20 protein-coding genes are annotated in these 23,068 nt (G+C 39.7%); 15 read left to right on the forward strand and 5 right to left on the reverse strand.

Features of this window, described 5'->3' with window-relative positions; translation table 11 throughout:
* Positions 1 to 53: 53 nt before the first annotated feature.
* The 5 genes from EMK97_RS15275 to EMK97_RS15295 all read left to right on the forward strand — a co-directional run bounded on the left by EMK97_RS15275 (position 54) and on the right by EMK97_RS15295 (position 4,767).
* Entirely contained in the window at positions 54 to 833 is a 780-nt protein-coding gene (locus EMK97_RS15275; RefSeq protein ID WP_130603654.1) for a 4'-phosphopantetheinyl transferase family protein, read from the forward strand.
* Positions 834 to 931: 98 nt separating this feature from the next.
* Complete coding sequence (locus EMK97_RS15280; RefSeq protein ID WP_130603655.1) at positions 932 to 1,714, forward strand: lysophospholipid acyltransferase family protein; 783 nt, start codon at positions 932 to 934, stop codon at positions 1,712 to 1,714.
* A 133-nt stretch (positions 1,715 to 1,847) separates the two neighbouring features.
* Positions 1,848 to 2,471, forward strand: a complete 624-nt coding sequence (locus EMK97_RS15285) for a paraquat-inducible protein A (RefSeq protein WP_130604512.1) — start codon at positions 1,848 to 1,850, stop codon at positions 2,469 to 2,471.
* A gap of 15 nt (positions 2,472 to 2,486) precedes the next feature.
* Positions 2,487 to 3,515 (forward strand): helix-turn-helix domain-containing protein, encoded by a 1,029-nt coding sequence (locus tag EMK97_RS15290; protein ID WP_130603656.1) that lies wholly within the window; start codon positions 2,487 to 2,489, stop codon positions 3,513 to 3,515.
* A 121-nt stretch (positions 3,516 to 3,636) separates the two neighbouring features.
* Positions 3,637 to 4,767, forward strand: a complete 1,131-nt coding sequence (locus tag EMK97_RS15295) for a nuclear transport factor 2 family protein (protein ID WP_130603657.1) — start codon at positions 3,637 to 3,639, stop codon at positions 4,765 to 4,767.
* Between the two features lie 70 nt (positions 4,768 to 4,837).
* On the opposite strand, the gene darH is transcribed toward EMK97_RS15295, so the two are convergent.
* Genes darH through EMK97_RS15315 form a run of 4 tightly spaced genes read right to left on the reverse strand, consistent with a single transcriptional unit; the run spans position 4,838 to position 8,396 of the window.
* Positions 4,838 to 5,845, reverse strand: coding sequence for a BtrH-related acyltransferase DarH (gene darH / locus EMK97_RS15300; protein WP_130603658.1), 1,008 nt, complete (start codon positions 5,843 to 5,845; stop codon positions 4,838 to 4,840).
* A 35-nt stretch (positions 5,846 to 5,880) separates the two neighbouring features.
* Positions 5,881 to 6,297, reverse strand: coding sequence for a DarG family dialkylresorcinol biosynthesis protein (locus tag EMK97_RS15305; protein WP_130603659.1), 417 nt, complete (start codon positions 6,295 to 6,297; stop codon positions 5,881 to 5,883).
* Between the two features lie 2 nt (positions 6,298 to 6,299).
* Positions 6,300 to 7,460, reverse strand: coding sequence for a beta-ketoacyl-ACP synthase III (locus tag EMK97_RS15310; protein ID WP_130603660.1), 1,161 nt, complete (start codon positions 7,458 to 7,460; stop codon positions 6,300 to 6,302).
* A 9-nt stretch (positions 7,461 to 7,469) separates the two neighbouring features.
* Complete coding sequence (locus EMK97_RS15315) at positions 7,470 to 8,396, reverse strand: NADPH-dependent FMN reductase family protein (protein WP_130603661.1); 927 nt, start codon at positions 8,394 to 8,396, stop codon at positions 7,470 to 7,472.
* Positions 8,397 to 8,486: 90 nt separating this feature from the next.
* On the opposite strand from EMK97_RS15315, the gene EMK97_RS15320 reads away from it, so the two are divergent.
* The 6 genes from EMK97_RS15320 to EMK97_RS15345 all read left to right on the forward strand — a co-directional run bounded on the left by EMK97_RS15320 (position 8,487) and on the right by EMK97_RS15345 (position 15,427).
* Entirely contained in the window at positions 8,487 to 8,969 is a 483-nt protein-coding gene (locus EMK97_RS15320; RefSeq protein WP_130603662.1) for a DUF2141 domain-containing protein, read from the forward strand.
* A 154-nt stretch (positions 8,970 to 9,123) separates the two neighbouring features.
* Positions 9,124 to 11,151, forward strand: a complete 2,028-nt coding sequence (locus tag EMK97_RS15325; protein ID WP_130603663.1) for an NADPH-dependent 2,4-dienoyl-CoA reductase — start codon at positions 9,124 to 9,126, stop codon at positions 11,149 to 11,151.
* Positions 11,152 to 11,159: 8 nt separating this feature from the next.
* On the forward strand, positions 11,160 to 12,164 hold the full coding sequence (locus EMK97_RS15330; protein ID WP_130603664.1) for an ABC transporter ATP-binding protein: 1,005 nt from the start codon (positions 11,160 to 11,162) through the stop codon (positions 12,162 to 12,164).
* Positions 12,158 to 13,315 (forward strand): ABC transporter permease, encoded by a 1,158-nt coding sequence (locus tag EMK97_RS15335; RefSeq protein WP_130603665.1) that lies wholly within the window; start codon positions 12,158 to 12,160, stop codon positions 13,313 to 13,315. The genes EMK97_RS15330 and EMK97_RS15335 overlap by 7 nt, the downstream gene beginning before the upstream one ends.
* A gap of 47 nt (positions 13,316 to 13,362) precedes the next feature.
* Positions 13,363 to 13,647, forward strand: coding sequence for an acyl carrier protein (locus EMK97_RS15340; protein WP_130603666.1), 285 nt, complete (start codon positions 13,363 to 13,365; stop codon positions 13,645 to 13,647).
* Between the two features lies 1 nt (position 13,648).
* The gene (locus EMK97_RS15345; protein ID WP_130603667.1) at positions 13,649 to 15,427 is read left to right on the forward strand and encodes a beta-ketoacyl synthase N-terminal-like domain-containing protein; all 1,779 of its coding nucleotides are present in this window, start codon (positions 13,649 to 13,651) and stop codon (positions 15,425 to 15,427) included.
* A gap of 28 nt (positions 15,428 to 15,455) precedes the next feature.
* On the opposite strand, the gene EMK97_RS15350 is transcribed toward EMK97_RS15345, so the two are convergent.
* Positions 15,456 to 16,442: a helix-turn-helix transcriptional regulator gene (locus EMK97_RS15350; RefSeq protein ID WP_246028808.1), complete on the reverse strand. Its 987-nt coding sequence runs from the start codon at positions 16,440 to 16,442 to the stop codon at positions 15,456 to 15,458.
* Positions 16,443 to 16,531: 89 nt separating this feature from the next.
* Here EMK97_RS15350 and EMK97_RS15355 point away from each other — a divergent pair, with 89 nt between their 5' ends.
* The 4 genes from EMK97_RS15355 (at position 16,532) to EMK97_RS15370 (ending at position 23,009) form a co-directional block, all read left to right on the forward strand.
* A complete protein-coding gene (locus EMK97_RS15355; RefSeq protein ID WP_130603668.1) occupies positions 16,532 to 18,172 on the forward strand; it encodes an FAD-dependent oxidoreductase in 1,641 nt (546 codons plus the stop codon).
* Between the two features lie 11 nt (positions 18,173 to 18,183).
* Positions 18,184 to 19,923 (forward strand): thiamine pyrophosphate-binding protein, encoded by a 1,740-nt coding sequence (locus tag EMK97_RS15360; protein WP_130603669.1) that lies wholly within the window; start codon positions 18,184 to 18,186, stop codon positions 19,921 to 19,923.
* A gap of 61 nt (positions 19,924 to 19,984) precedes the next feature.
* Positions 19,985 to 20,671 carry an MOSC domain-containing protein gene (locus tag EMK97_RS15365; protein WP_130603670.1) on the forward strand — a complete coding sequence of 229 codons (687 nt, stop codon included), beginning with the start codon at positions 19,985 to 19,987 and terminating at the stop codon, positions 20,669 to 20,671.
* A 355-nt stretch (positions 20,672 to 21,026) separates the two neighbouring features.
* Positions 21,027 to 23,009 carry a GGDEF domain-containing protein gene (locus EMK97_RS15370; protein ID WP_130603671.1) on the forward strand — a complete coding sequence of 661 codons (1,983 nt, stop codon included), beginning with the start codon at positions 21,027 to 21,029 and terminating at the stop codon, positions 23,007 to 23,009.
* Positions 23,010 to 23,068 lie beyond the last annotated feature (59 nt).

Below are 23,068 nucleotides of genomic sequence, written 5' to 3' on the forward strand. Positions count from 1 at the left end.
TTTTGCTTAAAAAAACTAAGCTAGGCACACTAATTAGATAAGCAGCTACCCCTTTGCAGCAGATAACTTTAGCGAATACATTAGCCATTGACGCTAGCTTTCAAGATCTTGAAAGCTTAATGAAAGCGCAACAAACCATGTGTTTGTTGGTTAATGCCAACACGCTTAGCATCAGCCAAGCAAATGCATTAGCACAGCAGCACTTGCAAGCAGCAGAATATGCAACATTTTCAGCTCGCAGGGCGATTCAGGCGAAAAAGGAGTTTGTCACCAGCCGTTTATTGATAAAATCTTTTGCTTTGTGTTTTTTACGACAGCATAAGTCACTGGCTAACCATCTAACATTAAGCGATTTTCAGGTTTACTTTGATGAACAAACATTAAGCTTACAGCTTGTTTACGCTAAGCAAGCATTACCGCTTAATATCTGCCTTAGTCATAGCGGAGGTTATGTTCTGTTATATTTGTCAACTCAGTCGTTTGCTGTCGGGGTTGATATTGAAAAATATAAGGCTAAGCGAGATATATTGACCTTGGCTGAGCATTTTTATCATCCCCTTGAAAGCGCTTTAGTTAAGCAAGCCGGTGATAGTGCCTTTTATCGTTTATGGACATTAAAAGAAGCATTAGCGAAAGCAAGTAAGCAAGGGGTGGCAGATTTATTGGCGCAAAATACCGCATCAAGGCTAATGCTTTATCAGACCTGCAGTGGAGTGTTTTCACTGCCAGATGAGGATGCCTTATATGATATCAGTATTGTCGCCAGTCAAGCAGGAAGCATTAACTCAGTATATTTATGTCACTGGGCTGATATTGCTGATTTATTTTCATAAGCTATGATTAATCATTTGCTTAGCCTAGCTATTTAGGTAGTATATTCAGCCATTGCGGTAAGCACCTTGTTTTATAATAAAAATTCTTAAGTAATCCTATGTTGAAAACTCTAAATCATCTCTGGCGTATATTAGCGACAGGTTTTTGTTTTGCCATGTTTGGTTTAGGTGGCGTGTTTTTAACCCTGTTTGTTTTCCCGCTGCAAAAATTACTTATTCGCGATCAAGATAAAAAAAAGCAGCTTGCCCGTAAAACGGTGCACTATACCTTTAAATTTTTTATTGGCTTGATGGCTTGGTGTCGCATATTTGAATTTGATTTAGCCAAGGCACAACAACTTAAAGCGCTAAATGGCCATCTGGTCTTGGCAAATCACCCGTCCTTAATTGATGTTGTTGTGCTGATTTCTATTATTCCAAATGCTGACTGTGTGGTGAAAGCGCATTTATTTAAAAACCCATTTTTACGTGGCGTGGTGAAAAATACTGGCTATATTAGTAATGCTGATCCTGAGGGCTTATTGGTGGATTGCCAAGCATCACTGGCAGCAGGTAATAACTTAATTATTTTCCCCGAAGGTACCCGTACTACACCAGGCAAAAAGTTAAAGTTCCAACGTGGCGCCGCTAATATTGCCTTGCGTTGTAATGCTAATGAAAATCAGCCTTTGCAGTTAACCACAGTGTTACTTACCTTAGTTCCATCAACCTTAACCAAGTCTGAATCTTGGTATCAAGTGCCAGAGAGAAAGGCGCAATTTGCCGCTGAAATTATGGCAAATGAGATTGAAATTCCGCCCTTACAGCCAGAAAACGTGTCAAAGCAAGTACGAGAGTTAAATAACACTTTAGAGTCATTCTTTCTTCAGGCAAGTAGTTAAAGCAAAAGGTATTGAGAAGCTTTTACCTAAAAGAGTATTTGTAAGCAAAATTTACAGCCGCTAAATTACTCATTGAGCTGATAGGTTATTATGTCAGATAATGCAGAGAAATTTTGACTAATACATAAATATGATGAAAAAACACTTAGGCTTCTTTTTAAATCTTGTCGCCATTGGGCTTTTTATTCCGGGTATCTTACTGCCAATGTTTTCCTTGAGCATGGATATGACAGCACAAGTGGCTAATGCCAGTTTAAATACTGATTTATTTGCTAAGCAATTGTCTTTACTGCAAACAGTAGAAGAACTTTATAAAGATGAGAGAATACTGGTTGCTGCTTTGATATTTCTATTCTCTATTTGTATTCCAATATTTAAATCTATGCTGATCACATTGGCTTATTTTAAGCGTAATACTCAGCTTGAACGCAGCATTTATCGCTTTGTTAGTGCCATTGGTAAATGGTCAATGGCTGATGTCTTTGTCGTGGCGGTATTGTTGGCTGTGCTGTCAACAAATCATGCGGAAACCGCTTCAAGTCAGCAGCTGGTATTATTTGGTTTTAAAATTGATTTACTGATATCAAGTCAAACATTATCAGCAATAGGACAAGGCTTTTATTACTTTGTTGGTTATTGTTTATTATCGATTTTTGCTACTCAGCTTGGTTACTCAGGTGTTAAATCGAGTTACAGAGCATCACAGCCTGATGGTGAAACTAAGTTAACTAATGCAAATAGCAGCGCTAGCATCTAGGTGTAAACCATCACAATGACTATCAATAGCCAGTTGTTACTGATGTTGAGCGCGCTTGGTGCGCTTAATGGCTTTTTAATATCAGCGTACTTTTTTTTCACTAAACCGGTGAACTTAGCGAATCGTTTTCTAGCGCTGATGTTATTAATGTTCAGTGTTAGGATATTGAAGTCAGTACTGTTTTATTTTAATCCAGAAATAGACAAGGTGATTTTGCAAGTTGGTTTAACGGCATGCTTTTTTATCGGACCATTTCTATTTCTCTATTGTGCTAGCAAGATGCAGCAATTGGCTAAGCAGCCGCTACCTTGGCAGCTGCACATAGCTTTATTAGCCAGCACTAGTTTGCTTATTGGTTTTATTTACCCCTACCAAGATAATGAAGCCTTATGGGGCGTATTTTATCGGTTCATTAATTACATTTGGCTGCTTTATATTTTATTGTCTGCCAGGCTGTTAATGCCATTTTTTAAAGGCTTAACGGCTAAAAAAGCGCGTAATAAACAAGATATTTGGTTGTTGAGTGTTTTTATCGGTAACATCATTATTTGGCTGGCTTATTTTACCGCGTCTTATACCTCATACATTGTTGGTGCTTTATCATTTTCATTTATTCTTTATTTAACTGGGTTATTAACCTTTACCATTAAAAGTAAAGCGGTAGAGCAACAAACAAAGAAGTATGCAAATAAGGAAATATCGGCCAACGAAGCCGAGCAAAAATTGCAACAATTAGATGCTATGATGCAAGAGCAGCAGTTGTTCAAAAATGCCAATTTGACCTTGCCTATGCTAGCGAAACGCTTAGGGGTATCGGTGCCTTATTTGTCGCAGTTACTCAATGATAATGTTAAATCATCGTTTGCTGACTATATAAATAGCTTTCGTATTGAAGAGGCAAAAAATTTATTAATCAGTGAACACCGATTAACGATGGAGTTAATTGCTGAGCGTTGTGGCTTTAATTCTCAATCAACCTTTTATAGCACCTTCAAAAAATTTACGGAAAAAACACCTGCTAAATATCGTAAGGAAAATCAGTAAATTAAAAGATGTGTTATGCGAAATTATAATTTCGTAGTGCGAGATTATAATTGCTGGCTGTTTAGCAAAGTGTAGCAGGTTAGGCTTGCTGCAAATTAAAGAAAATTAATTTGGAGTACCAATGAAAGCTAAACTTAAACTGCTAATTTTTATTGCTGGAATAATGAATTTTTTATCCATTTTTTCAGCTTACGGTCAGTCACACGACAAAGCGATACGTGTCGCCCTGAATGATTATCTAAATGGCTCTTCTTATAATCAAGCTGCGCAAATTAAGCGCGCCTTCCATCCTAAGGCTCATTTATTACTGGCAAAAGCTGATGTGCCTTTTTGGCAAGTGCCAGTAGATGAATATGCCAGTTGGTTTACTAAAGCCCAAGCGGGCAAGTTTAATGGCCGTATTGGTGAGATTTTGGCAATTGATTATGTTGGCGATGTTGCCACCGCCAAGGCTGAGATTTTAATACCGACAAAAGGTCTTCGTTATGTCGATTTATTTTTGCTGAAAAACATTGATAACAAATGGCAAATTATCAGCAAAACAGCGACGAGCGAAACCAGTAATCATCACGGTAAGCGGATACTATTCATCTTATCGAATGCTCATTTTCATGGTAATTTGAATAAGCCAGCAGGGGCTAGCTTTTCAGAAATTGTTAATGCCTTTGATACCTTTAAAGCGGCAGGATATACGGTTGATTTTGTTAGTCCGCAAGGTGGCGCGGTACCGCTAGCTTACATTAATACCTCTGAGCCACTTCATAAAAAGTATATTTATGATCAGGATTTTATGTATGCCTTAGCCAATACTCAAAAGCCAGAGGATATTGAGCCTGCTAAGTATCGAGCAGTGCATTATGTTGGTGGTAGTAGCGCCATGTATGGTGTTGCTGATAATAAGCTGATACAGCAAATATCCATGGAAATATACGAACAGCACAAGGGCATTATTTCATCTGTGTGTCATGGTACGGCAGGCATTGCGCATCTAAAAACTAAAGATGGTCAATATTTGGTTGCCGGTAAGCGCATTAGTGGCTACCCAGATGAGTATGAAAACAAAGAGGCGGCATACTTTAAGCAATTTCCATTTTGGATCCAAAAAACCATTGAAGACAGAGGCGGTGATTTTCGCTTTAGCGCTCGAAACAAAGTGCATGTTGAAGTGGATGGTCGGGTGATCACAGGACAAAATTATGTGTCGTCAGCGGCAGTAGCAGAAAAGATTATCGAGCAGTTAAAAGCGGGTTAGCAATAACAATAAAAAAAGCTCAGTGCAACGACACTGAGCTTAGCTGTTATTGTTAATTGTTTACTGAAGCCTAAGCTGCTTTTATTGATAGCAGCTTTTCTCTTAGCGATTTTTCTTGGTCGGCACAGCTAATAAGCTTTTCAGAGACTTGAGTTAAGCTTAAATCTTTACGCTTTTTACAAAATAATACCGCATCCATAGCAAATTCACGCCAATTATCACCTACCTCAGTGCCTTGCTTAGCCGCGGCTTGAAGTTGTTTATCACCAGTTAGCTTGGCTGCTTCATCAAGAAAGCTGGCAAACATAAAGCGAAAACCTGCGCCGCCAGTACCAATTTCTTCTTGCATACGCACGATATTACCAAGAAAAAGCTTTTGATATTTAGGCTTTTCTTTTGTAAGTTTATTGATTTTCTTCGCTAAGTGTCTGATGCCTTTGTTACCAAAGAAAGGTAATAATAAACCATTCATCATTTTGGCTGTTTTGTTAACGGCAGCATAAATGTGCGGTGTTAAATCAACTTGCTTAGGTACATTACGCACTACGTACATTAAGCCTTTAGCAGCTAATGCGCCTTTAGCAAAACGGGCGCGTTGTAAGTCTTCTGCCGGGCATTCTACTACATGTTCAAATACAGGGTCGCTGATTAAGTAGTTACCTTGCGCTGTTTTACCGTAAACAATCAGGTTATGAGCATTAAAATGAAAACGCATATCTTCAGGAAAATACGGCAACCAATACACTGAGGTTTGCAGGCCAACTAAGTTACCCTTGGCTAATTCATCATCTAAGGCTTGCATGCCTTTTGCTTGATCAGAAAACTTACGGGTTTCCAGCTCAATATTAAGTTTTTTACATACAGACTTTATAATGGCCTTTGGCGGCATACGATAAGCAATTAACGGTAAGCCACCAATTTTTACCATAGGAAGGTAAACAAAGGTCATTGCAGAGGATAAACCAAACGCCATAGGCTCAGAAATATCTAAACCTTTGCTACGCAATAAAGTGGAAACAACACCGGTTTCACAGTGTGATGATTGCTGGTGTTTAATATCAATAATTATATCTTTCATAGGCTGTTAGCTTAGGCGTGGCTCAGTTAGTTGAGTTAGTTAGTTGAATCATTATGGTTTGGCAGGCTTTTAAGCTCAGCTATGGTCATTTTCATGACATCACCATAGATGGCAAGCTTTTTATCTGAAAGCTTAGCAAACACTTTTGGCGTTAAATGACGCTTAATTTGCCATTGAAAAAAGCCAGTAGTTTGTGCAAGCGATACTAGGTCAAAGCGAAGTCTTAACATATGGTAAGCTAACGATGATACTTCACCATTTTGTGCTTTGATTAAGGCTTCATCACTTTGCTGTTGCAGCTCGTCTACTGCCATTTGCGTGGCAAAACTTTCAACTTCCCAACCAGTTGAGGTTACGCCTTGATAATGCCCTGATTCATCAACCGCATAAATGAGCTTTTTTTGCCCTTGGTAGGTAGCACTGTTATCTTGTGGAACGTCTTTTTTATCCATAATTACACCACGCTAAGTTGCATAAAGGCGCTTGAAAAGCGACCGCTTTCAGGAATGTAACACAGTAGCTTTTGTCCTTGCTTTAAGTTACCACTGTGGAAAAGCTCATCAAGCATAATAAAAATAGAGGCTGAGCCGGTATTGCCTTTATTTGGTAAATTGGTAAACCATTTTTCAAATGGAATTTCAAAATCAATATTTTGCAGGCCTTGGAATAAGCGCTCGCGGAAATAGCCTGATGAATAATGCGGTAGGAAGAAATCATAATCTTCCGGCTTAATATCTCGTTTAGCAGCGATTTGGCTAAGGGCTTTTTCTACAGTGACTTTAACAATGTTTTCATTAAGCAATTTTACATCTTGTTTAATCGCTGATAATGACAATTGCTCACGTTCTTGGCTCGAATAAAAAGCACTACCTTTTAATTGTCCGTTTTCTTTTTCTGCACCTGCGTACATACAGGCTTCTAGTTCGTTAGCAAACGAGAGTACGTCTATCCAATCAATTTTTAGTGATAAGCCTGTGGCCGATGGCTCGTTAGAGAGTAATGCAGCACCTGCGCCATCTGATAACATCCAACGCAAAAAATCTTTTTCAAAAGCAAGCTCTGGCTTAGCTTCCAGTTGCTTGATTTTATAGTCGCTCTCGCCGGTAAAATTTCGGGCGTGCATCACGCTTGAAGCCAGCTCACTGGCAACCACCACACCTTTTTTGCTTTCACCTGCTTTGATTGCCATGTAACCATACTTCAATGCTGTAACACCGCATAAGCAAATACCTGAGGTTGAAATGACTTCACAAGGCGGATTTTTTAGTTCGCCATGTACCATAACGCCGTGGTTTGGCAGGCTTTGATCAGGGAGTGAAGTACTGGCTACTAAGGTATCAATTTGCGCCAATTCTGATGCTGAAGGTAACAGCTTTTCTACCGCTTCTGCGGCAAGCTGAGCATTGGTATAATTGAATTCACCCGTTTCTGGGTCTATACCGTAATGACGCGATTTAATTTGGTTACTACGAAGAATAATTGATTTAGCTCGAGAGCGTTGTCCGCCTACTTGACCTAAAACCTTTTCCATATCAGCATTGCTGACAGGATCATTGGGCATAACAGCACTTAAATTATTAATATAAACAGCGTTTTCTAAGGCTTTGAATTCCATGGTGTACAACTACTCTCCAGAAGGCTCGGCAAAGTATGCCTTTTGCGCATTGGTGCGCTTTTGGGTAATGGGTTTGATGAGTTTTTTGATCAGTGCAGAAATTGGCACAACCGTTAAAATCAAGGTCAGCAAAAATAACACATAGACAGTAAGGCCACAACTTCGACGTATTGAGTTTTGTGGCCCTAGAGCACTAAGTAGTTTACTCCAGATGCGAAAACTGTGACTGCCAACACGTTCACTAGCAATAAGCTTTTCATTGATTTTTACCGCAGACAAACCTTTCAGCATTGGTTCGGTGATTTTGCTGTTATCACTGAGTAAACGGTTTTTGATGGCATCACCAAAGCGGCTTGAGTTTTCAATATCTTCATCACTCACGCCAGCTTTAGGTACCCAGCTATAAGATTTTTTGCGGCCAGTAAACATCCAAAGTGGTGTTGCTAAAAAGCTAAATGCTGCGCCACAATCATCAATCAGGGCAACATTATCTACCAGTTTTGCTTGTAATTGATTTAATAACCCTTTTACTTTTTCTTGTGCGTTTAGCCACATACCACGACAGCCAATCACGGTAACAACAGGTTTGTCTTTAAAAATTTTCTTGGCTTCATCTGATTGTAACAATGAAGAAATAGGCCTTGATGGTGATAAAAACCACACTTGATAACTAAGGATAATTAAATCGTAATCATCAGCGTTATTAACAATATTGCTGTCAATTGGCTCTAAGGCTTGTGGGGTCATTTTTACTGTTTCAGGAAAAACATGAAAAAAACGGAAAAATGGCCAAGGAAAAGGGTAATCTTCTTTTGGTTTAACCGTTAAGTACTCAAGCTCAATCTCGTCGCTTTTTTGCATGGGCGCTATGATAGCGTTGACGATACGTGTTAATTGACCCGTTTGCGAATAATTAATAACAAGAACTTTGCGCACTTAAACAATCCAAGTAAAAAAAGAGTGGGGTATTATACGTTATTCCCTTAAAATGGGAACTATTACCATTACACAAAGTTAGGGTTTTTAATGAAATTTCTCTACGTAACTTTGCTTTTTCTCAACATGTTTCACCAAGCAGCTTTGGCAAGTACTGAAGAGGAAAAAGTGACTCAGCAAGCACTAATGCAAGTGCAGATTGACAGAATTAAAAATGTTTCAGGGCAATTGCATTACCAACTTTTCGCTTGCCCAGATGATGATATGCATGGTTGGAATGAGTTGACTTTACTTAGCCAAGGACAAGTAGCTATTACAGACAATACTGTCGACTTGCCTTTAGCTGCTGTGGCAAGCAGTGAGGTTATTTTTCGCGCCTATCAAGACTTAAACAATAATGGTCAGTTAGATTATGCCAGTAACGGTGTGCCCAAAGAGCCAACGGCCTTTGCTAATAATCCTAATTTAATGCTAGGTATGCCCAAACCACTAGATGCTTGTGTGAATTGGCAAAATATCAGCACAGTGAAAGTCAAGATGAACAATAAGCGTCAACGACGAAAACGTGACTAAAGAGCATTACTTTAGTTTTAAACTGTTGATAGTTTTTGCACCTAACCCCTATATTTGCTAGTCTAGCTCGGTTTTTATTCCGTCAATTATAACGCTAGCGTGTTGAGTTATTTTACTTTTATCTAGGCAATACTTTTAAGGTCTGTGTATTTTTATGCCTTTTCCTCATTTACTAAAACCACTCAATTTAGGTTTTACCCAGCTAAAAAATAGAGTTGTTATGGGCTCTATGCACACGAGCTTGGAAGAAACTGAACGTGGTTTTGAAAAGGTGGCGGCTTTCTACCAAGAAAGAGCTAAAGGTGGCGTTGGCTTAATTATTACCGGCGGTATCTCGCCAAATAACAGCGGTATGCTGGCGCCAAACCGTGCAGTAATGCAAACAGCACAAGATGTAAAAGATCATCAACTGATCACCCAAGCTGTTCATCAGTATGATTGTAAAATCTGTATGCAGATTTTACATGCGGGTCGTTATGCCTATGTGCCAGAGCAGGTTGCGCCCTCAGCTATTCAGGCGCCAATAAGCCCTTACTCACCAAGAGCGCTTGCTCATGACGAAGTCATTGAGCAAATAAATGATTTTGTCCATAGCGCTAGGCTTGCTAAACAAGCAGGATACGATGGCATTGAGATCATGGGCTCAGAAGGCTATTTGATTAATCAATTTTTAGTTAAGGCGACTAACCAAAGGCAAGATCAATGGGGCGGTAGTTTTGAAAATCGTATGCGTTTTGCTTTGGAAATTGTCAAACAAACAAGACAAGGCGTGGGCGATGATTTTTTGATTATTTTTCGCTTATCACTCATTGATTTAGTTGAACAAGGCGCAAGCCGTGATGAAGTACTGACGTTAGCAAAACAGCTAGAAAAACTCAGCGTCAATATTATTAATACTGGCATAGGTTGGCATGAATCGCGTGTGCCTACCATAGCAGCAAATGTGCCAGCGGGTTATTTTTCTGGGCTAAGTGAAAATTTAAAACAGCAAGTGAGTGTACCCGTTATTACCAGTAACCGCATTAATACCCCTGAGCTTGCCGAGTCGATAATTGCTAGCGATAAAGCGGACTTAGTCTCTATGGCGCGACCTTTTTTAGCTGATAGCCAATTTGTTAATAAAGCGATAGCGGATAAGTCAGATGAGATTAATACCTGTATTGGCTGTAACCAAGGCTGCTTAGATAAAATATTTGTTAGAAAAACGGCTACTTGCCTAGTAAATCCAAGAGCTTGTAACGAAACTCAGATGAATTTTGTTAAAGCAAATCGAGTTAAAAAGCTTGCTGTTGTTGGCGCAGGGCCAGCAGGATTAGCCTTTGCTAAATATGCCGCTGAGCGAGGTCATCAAGTGACCTTATTTGAAAAGTCTAACAAGCTTGGTGGTCAATTTAATTTAGCAGGCAAAGTGCCTGGTAAAAGTGAGTATTTACATACAATCCGTTATTTTAATAAACGCTTAAGCCAGCTTGGGGTGACATTACAGCTAAATAAAGCGGTGTCAGCAGATGACTTAGCAAGCTTTGACGAAGTGATTTTAGCTACGGGCGTTAATCCGCGTATTCCTAATATTTTCGGTATTGAACAGGCAATAGCTGCAGGTAAGGTGCTGAGCTATGAGCAAGTGTTACAAGGTGAAGTTAAGGTGGGTAATAAAGTTGCCATTATCGGTGCTGGTGGTATTGGTTTTGATGTTGCCCAGTATTTATCTGATAACAGCCAAGAACCAGCTAGCGTAACTGATGAAAAAGAAAGCTTTACCCAAGAGTGGGGCATTGATTTGTCTTTATCTCACCCGGGCGGTTTGGTTGCCAAACAAATTACCCCTGCCGCGAGAGAAATTACTATGCTGCAAAGGCGTTTGCGTAAACCCGGTACTGACTTAGGTAAAACCACTGGCTGGATTCATCGTCAGCATTTAAAAAATAAACAAGTGAAAATGATGGTTGGCGTCAGCTATGAAAAAATTGATCAACAAGGTTTACATATTTCAGTCAAAGGTAAGCCGCGCCTATTAGCGGTTGATCATATTATAAATTGCACAGGGCAAACTGAAGAAAATAGTTTAGCGCAGTTTATTAACGATAAACCTTGCCATTTAATTGGTGGTGCGCTCGATGCCAGTGGTTTAGATGCAGAGCGCGCTATTTACCAAGCTGCGCAATTAGCACTAATAATATAAAGATAAACATGGACATAAATGTGCAATCAGAAAACAAGCTAAATCACACCAGTATTATTCACGCGAAAGACTTGTCGTTTAAATACCCAAATAATGATTATTATTCGGTAAATAAAGTCTCGCTTGATATTAAACGCGGCCAGTGTTTAGGCATTATCGGCCCCAATGGCGCAGGTAAATCAACGTTAATCTCTTTATTATGTGGTTTATTAAAGGCTGAGCAGGGCCAAGTTGACTTTGCTTCTTTAGCTGATGAAAAGCCGCTATCTTGGCAGGCAAGTATTGAAAAGTATGTTGCCCTTATTCCACAAGAATATGCCTTTTATCCTGAGCTGAGTATTAAGCAAAATTTAGAGTATTTTATTGCTATTAGCGAGCCTAATCGGAAAAAACAAAAGCAATTGTTAGAACAGGCATTGAATCAGTGTCAGCTAACGCATGTTGCCAAACAAAAAGCTGACAGTCTTTCCGGTGGTTATAAACGCAGATTAAATATTGCCATCGCGTTAAGTAAATCCCCGGAAGTTATTTTTCTTGATGAGCCAACTGTAGGTATAGACCCAGTATCTCGCCAAGATATTGTTGATTTATTAGAGCAATTAAAAGCACAAGGTAAAACCTTAATTTATACCTCGCATATGTTGAATGAAGTGGAACAGTTATGTGATGACATTATTTTACTTGAGCAAGGTAAGGCGATTGCCGTAACAGATATTAGCAATAACCAAAGACAGAATATGCAAATTAACCTTGAGTTTTTTGCTGATAAAATCAATGCCAGTTTTATTGCTCAGCTAAACTCAGCGGCAAGCCCTGCCTCTGAAAAGGATTCATCTAATGAGCAACATTTACGGCTTAAGGTGGCTGATATTAGTCAGTTACAACAGATAATGCAGATAGTTAGTCAAGATATGAGTAGTATTAAAAGCTTACACTTTGCGCAAAATTCCATTGATCAATTGTACTTTGATGCCTATAAAAACACTCAGTCGAGTAAGGATGTGGCATGTTAATTCAAAGCGTTAAAAAAGAAGCCATTATCATAGCGAATGACTTGCACTCTTTAGCCGTACTCTTGTTACTGCCAATAACCTTTATGATTATCATGACCTTAGCTATGGGCGAGCAGCAAGATAATCTGGTGAAGAAAATTAACTTACAGCTTAGCTCTGCTGAAGGTGAAAGCAGCCAAGCCCTTTTAGCTGCCTATTTAGAGGCCAGTGGTTTTCGGGTCAATCAAGCGGATGCGGTTGATGCCAGTCTTACCATAGAGCAAGGTTTTCAAGATAACCTGTTAATGCGCCAAGGCAGTGGCGCTATCACCTTAAGCTATAGCGATGAACTATCACCACAAACCCGCGCCATGGTGGTTGAATTAGTTAAGGTGGCTATTTCAAAATTAAAATTACATGCTTATATGCAAGATGTAGGTGACTTTGATGAAGAGTTATCCTTAGCTGAAAAAGTTACCCTAGTAAATAATAGCGCCAGTGTTGATCATTTATTAACTCAGCAACAAGAGCAGCAAATCTTTGCGGCACCGACCTTATATAGCATTCCATCTTGGTTGATTTTTGGTATTTATTTTATTGTTTTACCTATTTCAACCACCTTAATTAAAGAAAAAGATAATGGCACCTTAGTACGTATTCAAACCTACCCGATTACCAACCAAGCCTATTTTTTTAATAAAGCGTTATCGTACGGTGTCGTTAGTGTTTTTCAGTGGCTGTTGTTATCTGCTGTTGGTTTGTTGTTTGTCCCTTGGTTAACGGAACAGGCCCTATTGGCAATTCATGGGCCATTACTCTACCTATTTTCAGCACTGTTTATTATTTTTGCAGCCATAGGTTTTGCCTTTTTAATGGCGTCTATTGTTAATACCTATGAACAAGCCATAGTGCTTGGTGGCGGTATTAATATATTACTGGCAGCCTTAAGTGGTTTTATGGTGCCAATTGATATTATGCCAGAGGCCTTAGCGCAAATAGCAAATTACTCCCCTATGTATTGGTCGGCTGAATTACTTAAGCTTGGCCTTGGCGGAGAAAACTTTGCCCAAGCATTACCGTATTTATTGCGATTACTTGGCTTTGGCGGTTTATGCTATATCGCAGCATTAGCCATTTTTAATCATAAAACCAATAACTTGTCGTGGAGCTAAAGCGAACAAGTTTAGATTGGTAGTATTTTCATTATTAGGATGTGATTGTGGACATTAATTCATTAAGTAAAGCGCAGTTAACCTTGTTGATAAAGCAGTTAATTGTTGAAGAATGCGATAAAGAAGACGACTTTGAGCCAGAAGATATCTTAGACGAAGAGCCATTGTTTGGTCGTAAATCTCGCATTGCGCTTGACTCTTTAGACGCATTGCAACTGTCTTTGGTATTAAAGAAGCAGTTTGCCATTAGCATTGAAGGCTCAAAGGAGTCACGTAAGCACTTACAGTCGGTTGATACCATAGCGCAATTGATCCTTGCGAAGCAGGCATAATATGACTGCTTCGGCGAATGACACCATGGCGAAAGTTTATGTGAACGCTAGTGCTAGCTTAAGTGCTTTAGGTGAGGAAATTACAGATATAAGTGATTTTACCAAGGCACAACAGCTTAATCGCCTTAGCGCGCCTTTATCATGTTTTTATCAAGCAATACCGCTAGCACCGCTAAATGAAAGCGAGCAACGTATTTATCAATTATTAACGCATGTTATTGATAAGATTATTGCAAAACTTGCCTTGGACGCCGAGCAATTAGCCAATACCTGTCTTTTTTTAGGTTCGTCATCACTCGATATAGGTTGTATTGAAAGTGATGCAAGCAAGGCGATTTGGTTAAACCCGCTTGAGCATATTAATCAGCACTTACGGGCTAAGTATGCATTTGCCCAGCTGCACTACACCTTTAATACCGCTTGTACTTCTAGCGCTAATGCTTTGCTTTATGCGAATCGTTTAATTAAAGCCGATAAAATAAAGCAGGCCTTAGTGATTGGTTGTGAGTTTTATAATCAACTGACCCTAAAAGGCTTTGATTCATTAGAATTACTCTCCAAGCAAGGATTATTTGCTTTTAGCCCATCTCGTGATGGTATGGTGCTCGGCGAAGGTGTTGGCGCAATATTGTTATCGAAAGCTAAAAAAATTAACGCTACGAAAGCAAAGCTTGCCTTACTTGAAGGCTATTCTTCTTGTGATACCTATAGCTTAACGACAACTCAAGAAGATGGCGATAAAATCGCGCAGGTGATTGAACAAGCTGTCGCTTTAGCTGATGTTAAGTTAAGTGATATAGACCTAATAAAGGCGCATGGTACAGCATCACCTGCCAGTGATCAGGCAGAAGCACAGGCATTAAATAGCTTATTTCAAAATAGAATCAATACCTTAGCACTAAAGCCTTATGTAGGGCATACCTTAGGTGCCTGTGGTGCATTAGAGCTTGCAATTTTAAATCAGCTTATCGATTTAAATATGATGCCTCAAGCGCATTATCAACATACCGAGTTAAACCCTTTAGTACCATTAGCTAATAGTGGCCAATCATTTACTGATATTCGTTATATTTTGCTAAACCACTGTGGTTTTGGTGGTAATAATGCCGCCTTAGTGGTTGAGCATTTAAATGCTGCTACCTGTAATAGCTCTGACCGCGAAAGCACTGACTGTAAAAGCGCGGAAAAAAACAGAGCAAATAAACAAGACGCGATAAAGAATAGCGCATCAATTTTAGCGAGCACGTGTGTAAGTTATGCAAGTGATGAAACAAATAAAGCTATTCGCAAACAAGTTAAAGCGATAACAGGTTTTGAAGTAAGACGCATGGATAGCTTTACCTTAATTGCCTTGCAAGCAGCGGCGCAATTGTTAGCGAGTGAAGAGGTTGAGGTATATTTTGCTAATAACAGCAATAGTAATAGCGAACAAGTTAAACCGCTTGCCCAAGCACAGCTAGGGCTTTATGGTGTTGCCGATTACCTTTCTGTTGAGCTGCTACAATCGCTAGTGGAAACGGTAGAGCAAGGGCACGATATTAGACCGTTTGATTTTATCTCGACCGTAGGTAATGCCGCAAACTTTTATATTGCTAAGCAATTTAATGTGGAAGGCGTTAATTTATTTAACGGCGCCAGTGAGCAAGCACTTGAACGTACCCGTTTGCTTATTGAGCAAGACCTTAATTTAAACTTGATTGATTATGCTTTGTTAGTGCACTGGCAACAGCAAGCAGAGCAGTTTACTTGTCATGCGTATTTAATTGCGCCTCAAGTGTAACTTTCTTGAGTTTAATTTAAGAGCTGGGTTAGTTACTTTGCACTAAAGCAACTAACTCACTGCGGCTATTAATGTTTAACTTATCGTAAATACGGTAAAGGTGGTTTGATACCGTTGAGGGAGATATTTCAAGTTGCTTGGCAATTTGTTTAAAAGTGCTGCCTTGGCAAATGCCAGCCACCACTTGTTTTTCTCTTGCGGTTAAATCATCTATCAGACTTTTACTACGCAGGGTAAGGCGAAATAAATCTGCGTTTTTTTGTACACTTACGTGCAGGTTACCAATGGTGAACTCACTGGCTTTATCCGCTAAGGTAAAAGGTAACGCTTGCTCATTGCCATCACCTAACGGCTTAACTAAATCGAGAAAGCTCGCCTCAACCGCATGATATATGCCATGGCTATCACATAGCGCACTAGCAACTCCTTTTTTCTCTGCTACTTGCTTTGCCTCACTACTTGATTCAGTCTCGCTAAGAGCGATAATTTGCCTATGCGAGGCAGCTTTAAGTAAGTGAAATAGCAGCTGGTTTTGCTGTAGCTTTTCTTGCTCGGTAAAATTGTGATTGCGATCAAAGCGATATAGGGTGAGCAAGGTGAAGATACCACTGCGCTCATCTAAGTGAATGGAACTGAGAATTCTTTCAATATCAAAAGGCTTAAAGCAGTGTAAATAGAGCTTAGATTGATAAAAGTCTTTATCTTCAATAACATCTGCCATATCAATGGCTTTGCCTTTGTTCTCTAGTAAGGTTGGAAAAATCGGATTAATAGCCAAATGTTGCTTGAGTTTAGTTAATAACTCAGGTGAAACATCAACACAGGTATGGGTATGAAATTGCTCGGTGGCAACATGACCTGTTGCCCAAATAGCACCATCAAATGGCACCACTTGCTGTAATAAATCTAATGCCCACACGGAGAAGTTTTCTAACGGAATGCTCGCGGCTTTGCAATAAAGTCGGCTGATAAATTCATCTATGCTGAGCTGTTTATTGATCAATGTGTTACTCACAAAGGAAACGCTATTAGGTAATTTTTACCATGGTCAGGTTGATTTGAATAGCACAAACTCAATTCATTGATAACTATTAGGTGTAGATTATGACAGTGAAACGAGTCGATACATTAATTGCGGGTGGCGGTATCGCCGGTTTAGTGACAGCACTAGAGTTATTACAAGCGGGTCAACAGGTTTGTATTGTCGATAGAGATACGCCGCAGCGCATTGGCGGCTTAGCGCGTTGGGCGTTTGGTGGCATGGCACTTTGTCAAACCCAAGAGCAGCAGAAAATGTCGATAGCCGATAACCCGAGTGTGTTATTAAAAGACTGGCATAGTTTTGCTGAGTTTACTGCTGATGATTTCTGGCCAAAGGCATGGGCGAAAGAATACGCAGATAATAATTATCAAAAGGTTTATCTGTGGCTAAAAGATTTAGGATTGAGCTTTTTACCGGCAGTAAACTGGGTCGAGCGCGGTTTGTATACCCCAGGTAATTCAATGCCGAGATACCACGTACTTTGGGGAACGGGCTGGCATTTAATTGAAACCATTTTAGCTAAGCTAGCACCCTATGTAGCAACTAAAAAGCTGCACTTTCTTCATCAGCATAAAGTTGTTTCATCAATCATTGAGCAAGCGCGTGTTGTTGGCGCACTTATTATGGATGAAAAAAATCAAAGTGATCCCTTTGCTATGCATTGCCAAGACTTAGTCATTGCCTGTGGTGGCATTAATGGTAGCACTGAGCGAGTAAAAGCGAATTGGTGTAAAGCTTGGGGTAAAGCACCAGAAAGCTTACTCAATGGTGCTAACCCGTTATCAGATGGTAAGTTACATGATCATTTAGCATCGATTGGTAGTAACTTAACTCGTCTTGATGATATGTGGAATTATGCTGCGGGAATCAAGCACCCACAAGCAGAGTTTGAAGGTCATGGCTTAAGTTTGATCCCGTGTAAATCTGCCTTGTGGTTAGATCATAGCGGTAAACGTATAGGGCCAGTACCGCTTGTTACCGGCTTTGATACTAATTACATGTGCCAGCAAGTGGCAAGGCAAGCAAAACCTTGGACTTGGCAAATCCTCAACTGGAAAATTGCCGCGAAAGAGCTAGCCGTTTCTGGCTCGCAGCATAACCCTGCAATTCGAGATAAAAAATTCTTTACCTTATTAAAAGAGCTATTGCTGGGGAATCATCGCTTAGTGAAGCAACTGGTCGCTGAATCAGATGATTTTGTTTGTGCCGATAACCTTGAGCTTTTATGTCAGCAGATGAATGCTAAGACTGATGCTAGTTATATTGCTTATGACACCTTGGCAAATGAAGTAAATCACTATGATCAACAAATCAACTCAGGTTTAGAAAATGACGATCAGTTAAGAAGAATTCGTCATGCCCGCCAGTGGCGACCCGATAAATTACGTACTTGTAAACCTAAAGCCATTTTAGCAAAAGAGTCGGAGCCATTAATTGCCATTCGTTTACAGCTTATCAGTCGTAAAAGTCTTGGCGGTGTGCAAACTAACTTATCGAGCCAAGTACTTAATCAGCAAGGCGAGGTTATCGAGCACTTATATTGTGTTGGTGAAGCCGCAGGCTTTGGCGGAGGCGGCGCAAGTGGTAAACGCTCATTAGAAGGCACGTTTTTATCTGGCTGTATTTTAACGGCTCAAAATGCCGCCGCAGCTATAATTGAAGCAAAAAGTGAAGCAAATAGCCAAGCAAATAAAAACAACTAAAAGAGGTCGCTATGAAAAAAACAGCAGCATGGTTAGTAAGATACGCCTTAGAGCAGCTTAATGTCAGTCATACCTTTGGAATTCCTGGTGTGCATAATACAGAAATTTATGATGAGCTGGAAAATTCAGATTCTATTGAGCCTGTACTTGTAACGCACGAAGGCTATGGCGCTTTTATGGCAGATGCTATTAGTCGAAGTAGCGATAGCACGGGCACTTTAGTGATTGTACCTGCGGCAGGGGCGACCCATGCCGCTAGTGGGATTGCCGAAGCATCGCTTGATGGTATTGCCATGTTGGTGATTACAGGGGGCGTGCGTACAGACTCTCATTTTGATTATCAACTGCACGATATGGATCAACACGCCATGATGGCGCCAATCACTAAAAAAACCTATAAAGTGACGTCTCACCAAGAGGTTGTTAGTACGCTATTTGAGGCGTATCTGTTAGCCAATTCTGGCGAGCCAGGCCCTGTATTTGTTGAGATCCCTGTGAATTTGCAACTAGATAAAGGAGAAGTTTCCCATTTACCTATATTTGAGCCTAGTGTGCTGGCTGCTGATGCCAGTGTGGTAGCGCATTATCAAGCAGAATTAGCTGAGGCTGCTAACTTATTGGCGAGTGCTAAAAATCCGGGCATTTTTCTCGGTTGGGGCGCTGTTGAAGCAAGTGCTGAAAGTGAGCAAATTGCCAGCTTACTGAATGCGCCTGTTGCTACCACCTTACAAGGGTTAAGTGCTTTTAGCGGCAAACATCCTATGCATACAGGTATGGGCTTTGGCCCTGCTGCTGTGCCAGCGGCAAGTAATGCTTTTGCCGAGTGTGATTGCTTGCTTGCTGTTGGTACGCGCTTTGCGGAAATTGCTACGGGTAGTTTTGGCGTTAAAGTGCCGAAAAACCTGATTCATATTGATATTAACCCGAATGTATTTAATGCCAATTATGCTGCTAAGCTTGCTATGGCTGGTGATGCTAAGGTGCTTCTGGCAGAGCTTAATCGCTTATTAGCTGATAGCGATATTGTGAAAAAACCGGCTGATATCGCCAAACAAATTGCCCAAGATAAATTAGCTTACCAGAAAGAGTGGCTTGAGCACGATAGTAAAGATAAGGTTAATCCGGCGGTATTTTTTAATGAGTTAAGAAACAGTATTGAGGATGATGCTTTTGTTATTGCTGATGATGGTAATCATACCTTTTTAACTGCAGAGTTAATGCCTTGTTATCAAGCTAAACACTTTTTTAGTCCTACTGATTTTAACTGTATGGGCTATGCTACCCCAGCGGTTATTGGCACTAAGCTGGCTAACCCTGATAAGCAAGTGATAGGCATTATTGGTGACGGCGCTTTTTTAATGAGTTATACCGAACTATTTACCGCGAGCGATAGACAACTGGGCGCTATTTTTACTGTGTTTAGTGATGGCGAGCTTGCGCAAATATCACAAGCACAGCAAACCCCATATAACCGTAAAACCTGTACTAAGATGGCGAACATTAAAATTAAAGCTATGGTGGAAGCGGCCGGCTGTCATTATTTGATGATAGAAAATAATGAACAAGTTAATGACAGAGTAGCGCAAGCCTTAGCCTTAGCAAAACAGAATATTCCTGTTGTATTAGATGTTAATATTGACTACAGCAAACGCACGCGATTTACCCAAGGTATTATCAAAACCAACTTATCGCGCATGAAGTTACCGACTAAAGCGCGTATGATCAGTCGAGCGCTGTGGCGACGTATTTAATTGGCGTTAATACTGCGTTTTTTGCAGATAAAATGATAACCAACACAGGAGCAAAGGTATTGTGACAGCAGCAGGAAAAATAGCAGGATTATTTACAGGAAAAGTTGGTACTCTCGGGCAAATAGCAAGTGCCATCAATAAGCAGGCTGTTGCTGAGACCTTGTATTTGTCTAAGCTAGGCTTAGCAGGCGATGAATGTGCTGATAATCGTCATCATGGCGGTTTAGAAAGAGCGCTGCATCAATATCCAGCTGAGCACTATGAGCATTGGCAAGCACAGTACCCTAATGCTAAACGAGACTGGTTAGCTCCGGGCATGGGAGAGAATATTAGTAGTTATGGTATGACTGAGGCTAATGTTTATATTGGCGATCAATATCAGTTAGGCGAGGCGATAATTGAGCTAAGCCAACCAAGATCACCTTGCTTTAAGTTAAATGAGCAATGGGGGCTAGCTGATTTTGCTGAAGCTATTCAGCAGCAAGGTCGTTGTGGCTGGTTGTATCGTGTGTTAAAGCCAGGTGCAGTGAACCCAGCTACTGATTTAGTACTTATTTCACGTGAAAAGCATGCGCTTTCAGTACAACAAGTGTGTGATTACTTTTTTAATCAACCACTTAACCGAGAGGGATTGGAAACTTTACTTGCACAAGAGAAGTTATCTGATAATTGGAAAGCACATGTTATTAAACGATTGCAGAATAATCAGGTAGAAAACTGGCATTTTCGTTTGTTTGGTACAAAATAGTAACAAGAGCGTGTTGGTCATTAGGGTATAAGTTTTGTTGGAATTTGTCCTAGGCTTTTGTCTTAGGCTTTGCCTGGTAAGAATCCTCAATGATTTACTGCAAAAGCATACCGGAAGATCAATGTACTTTATCGTTAATTGTAAGTTGATGCTTTGTTAATGAGTTATTGCAGGGTAACTTATTGTTTAAACTGTTCAAAAAACAGCTTGTTTTAAGCCATGTTGTGCTCAATAATGCCTGAATACAATATGCTATTTTGTCTATGGTAAATTTTTTTAGTTATATGGAGATAAGCTAAATTAGGTTGTGATTGTAATTTTATCCAGGTCAGTTTTACTGGAGTATAAGGTCGTAATGATAATTAAACTTTTAATTAAGTGGTTTTTAATATTAATTTCTTTTCAGCTTGTGGCGCAGGAACAATATAAGTTTACAGTGCTAGAGTTAGAAATGGATCGTATTGCTAATGAGTACTCTGGTGATACATCTACCATCTTAGAAAAAATGGATACCTTGCTGAAAAACACTCCAACAGCAACGGCTGCAGAGCGAGCCTTGTTTATGACTTATGACTGCGCTTTAAGAGCTGGTCTTGCGTCAACCTTAGCTGAAAGTCGATTGAATGACTTACGCTCTTTTTCTTCAATACACAGCAAGAATAATTCAGTCAGAGCAGCAACAGCGCTTTGTGAAGCTAATGTTGCCAGCTTTCATGAAAATGACAGTAACTATCAACAAGCCATCTTTAAGGCCTTTCTTTTTGTTGAAAAAGCAGAGCTGGCAACACTGCGTTATTGGATAAGCTTAAATATTTACAGCATGTTTAGTCAGTTTCATGATTATCAAAATGCTGAAAAAGCACTGAAGGTCGGCTTAACGGTTGCTAAAGCCAATCAAGACTTTAACAGGCTAGCAACAACACACCAATTATTAGCGGAGCTCTATTATCAAACCAAGCAATACCCGCAGGCATTAACTCATAATGAATTAGCACAGCAAGCCACAGATAAAATATCAGATAAATGGTATCAGGGAGAGTTATACACCAATAAAGCGAAAACCCTAGTAAAGCTTGGCCGCTTAGCTGAAGCGAAAACGTATTTTAACCAAGCAGAAGTTGATACCAAACGCATTAATGCACACCGCTCTGTGCAATTTGTCTTACTTGATAAGGCATATTTGCAGCTTTTGTTGCAAGAATATCAGCAAGCGCTTGCTGTTATCACTAAGGTAGAAACCTATAGTGAAGAATATGATGATGTCTATCTTAAAAACCAAGTATTGCTGTTAAAGAGCTATTATCAATTATTAACAGGAGCAATACCTGAAAGTCATACCAACTTTACTCATGCGGTTGATTATCTTAAGGTAAATAATTATCAAAATCCTCTATTAGAGGCGTGGCAGCAGCGTATAGAAATTGCAAATCTGGCTAACTTAGCTGAGGTCGGCTATCAAGCTAACCAAAGCTATGCTCAACTTATTGAAGCGACCTTAACGAGAGATAATAAAGCGATTCAAACTTTGCTTATCTCGACCTATGAGAATATTCGCCAAGATGATGAGGTGATTGCCGAACAAAAGTTAAGCCAAGCGACCAGTCAAAAAGATCAACTCAGTGAAAATAGACAAATGTTATTAATTGGGGTGTTATTATTAGCAGCCTTACTGATGATTATATTGATTAAGTTTGTCTGGACCTTATTAGCAAAATATAAAGAGAAAAAAGCAGAAATTAATAGGCAGCTGTATTTTGACCCGTTAACGCAGTGTTTTAATCGCCGCTACTTTAATGAAATTATTAGTAAAAAAATTATTGCTAATAGCCTAAATAAAAAAACCAGTTATTTAGTAGCAATCGATATTGATCACTTTAAATCATTTAACGATACTTTTGGCCATAGTGCTGGTGATAAGGTGTTAAAAGAATTAGTAAAGAACCTGCAAACAGACTCAAGGTTTAACGATAATGTTGTGCGACTGGGCGGTGAAGAGTTTCTTATTGTGCTACCTCCTAATGAAAACTTACGCGTAGATGTGGTCATTGAGCGTATTTTACGCCTTGTTAGTCAAACCCCTGTTGTTATTGAAGATACACCGCAAAAAATCACTATCAGTATTGGCTATGTACCAGTAGATAAAGCGAGCAGTAAAAATGATTTGGACGATTTAATGAACTTAGCAGATAAGGCCTTGTATGTTGCTAAAGCGACTGGCAGAAATCGAGCTATAGGGGTGAGTGATTTACAGTGTCCGGCCAATTATATCGATAAGATCTTAATTGCTAATGAAAATAAACTATTATCCTTAACCGAGATCACCCCTAAAGAGAATTAATGTTTACAGAAAGTGATATGCTATTATTGGCGGTAAAATGATGTAATCGTCAGCGCTTA

Source organism: Litorilituus sediminis (genome assembly GCF_004295665.1).
Lineage (GTDB): Bacteria > Pseudomonadota > Gammaproteobacteria > Enterobacterales > Alteromonadaceae > Colwellia > Colwellia sediminis.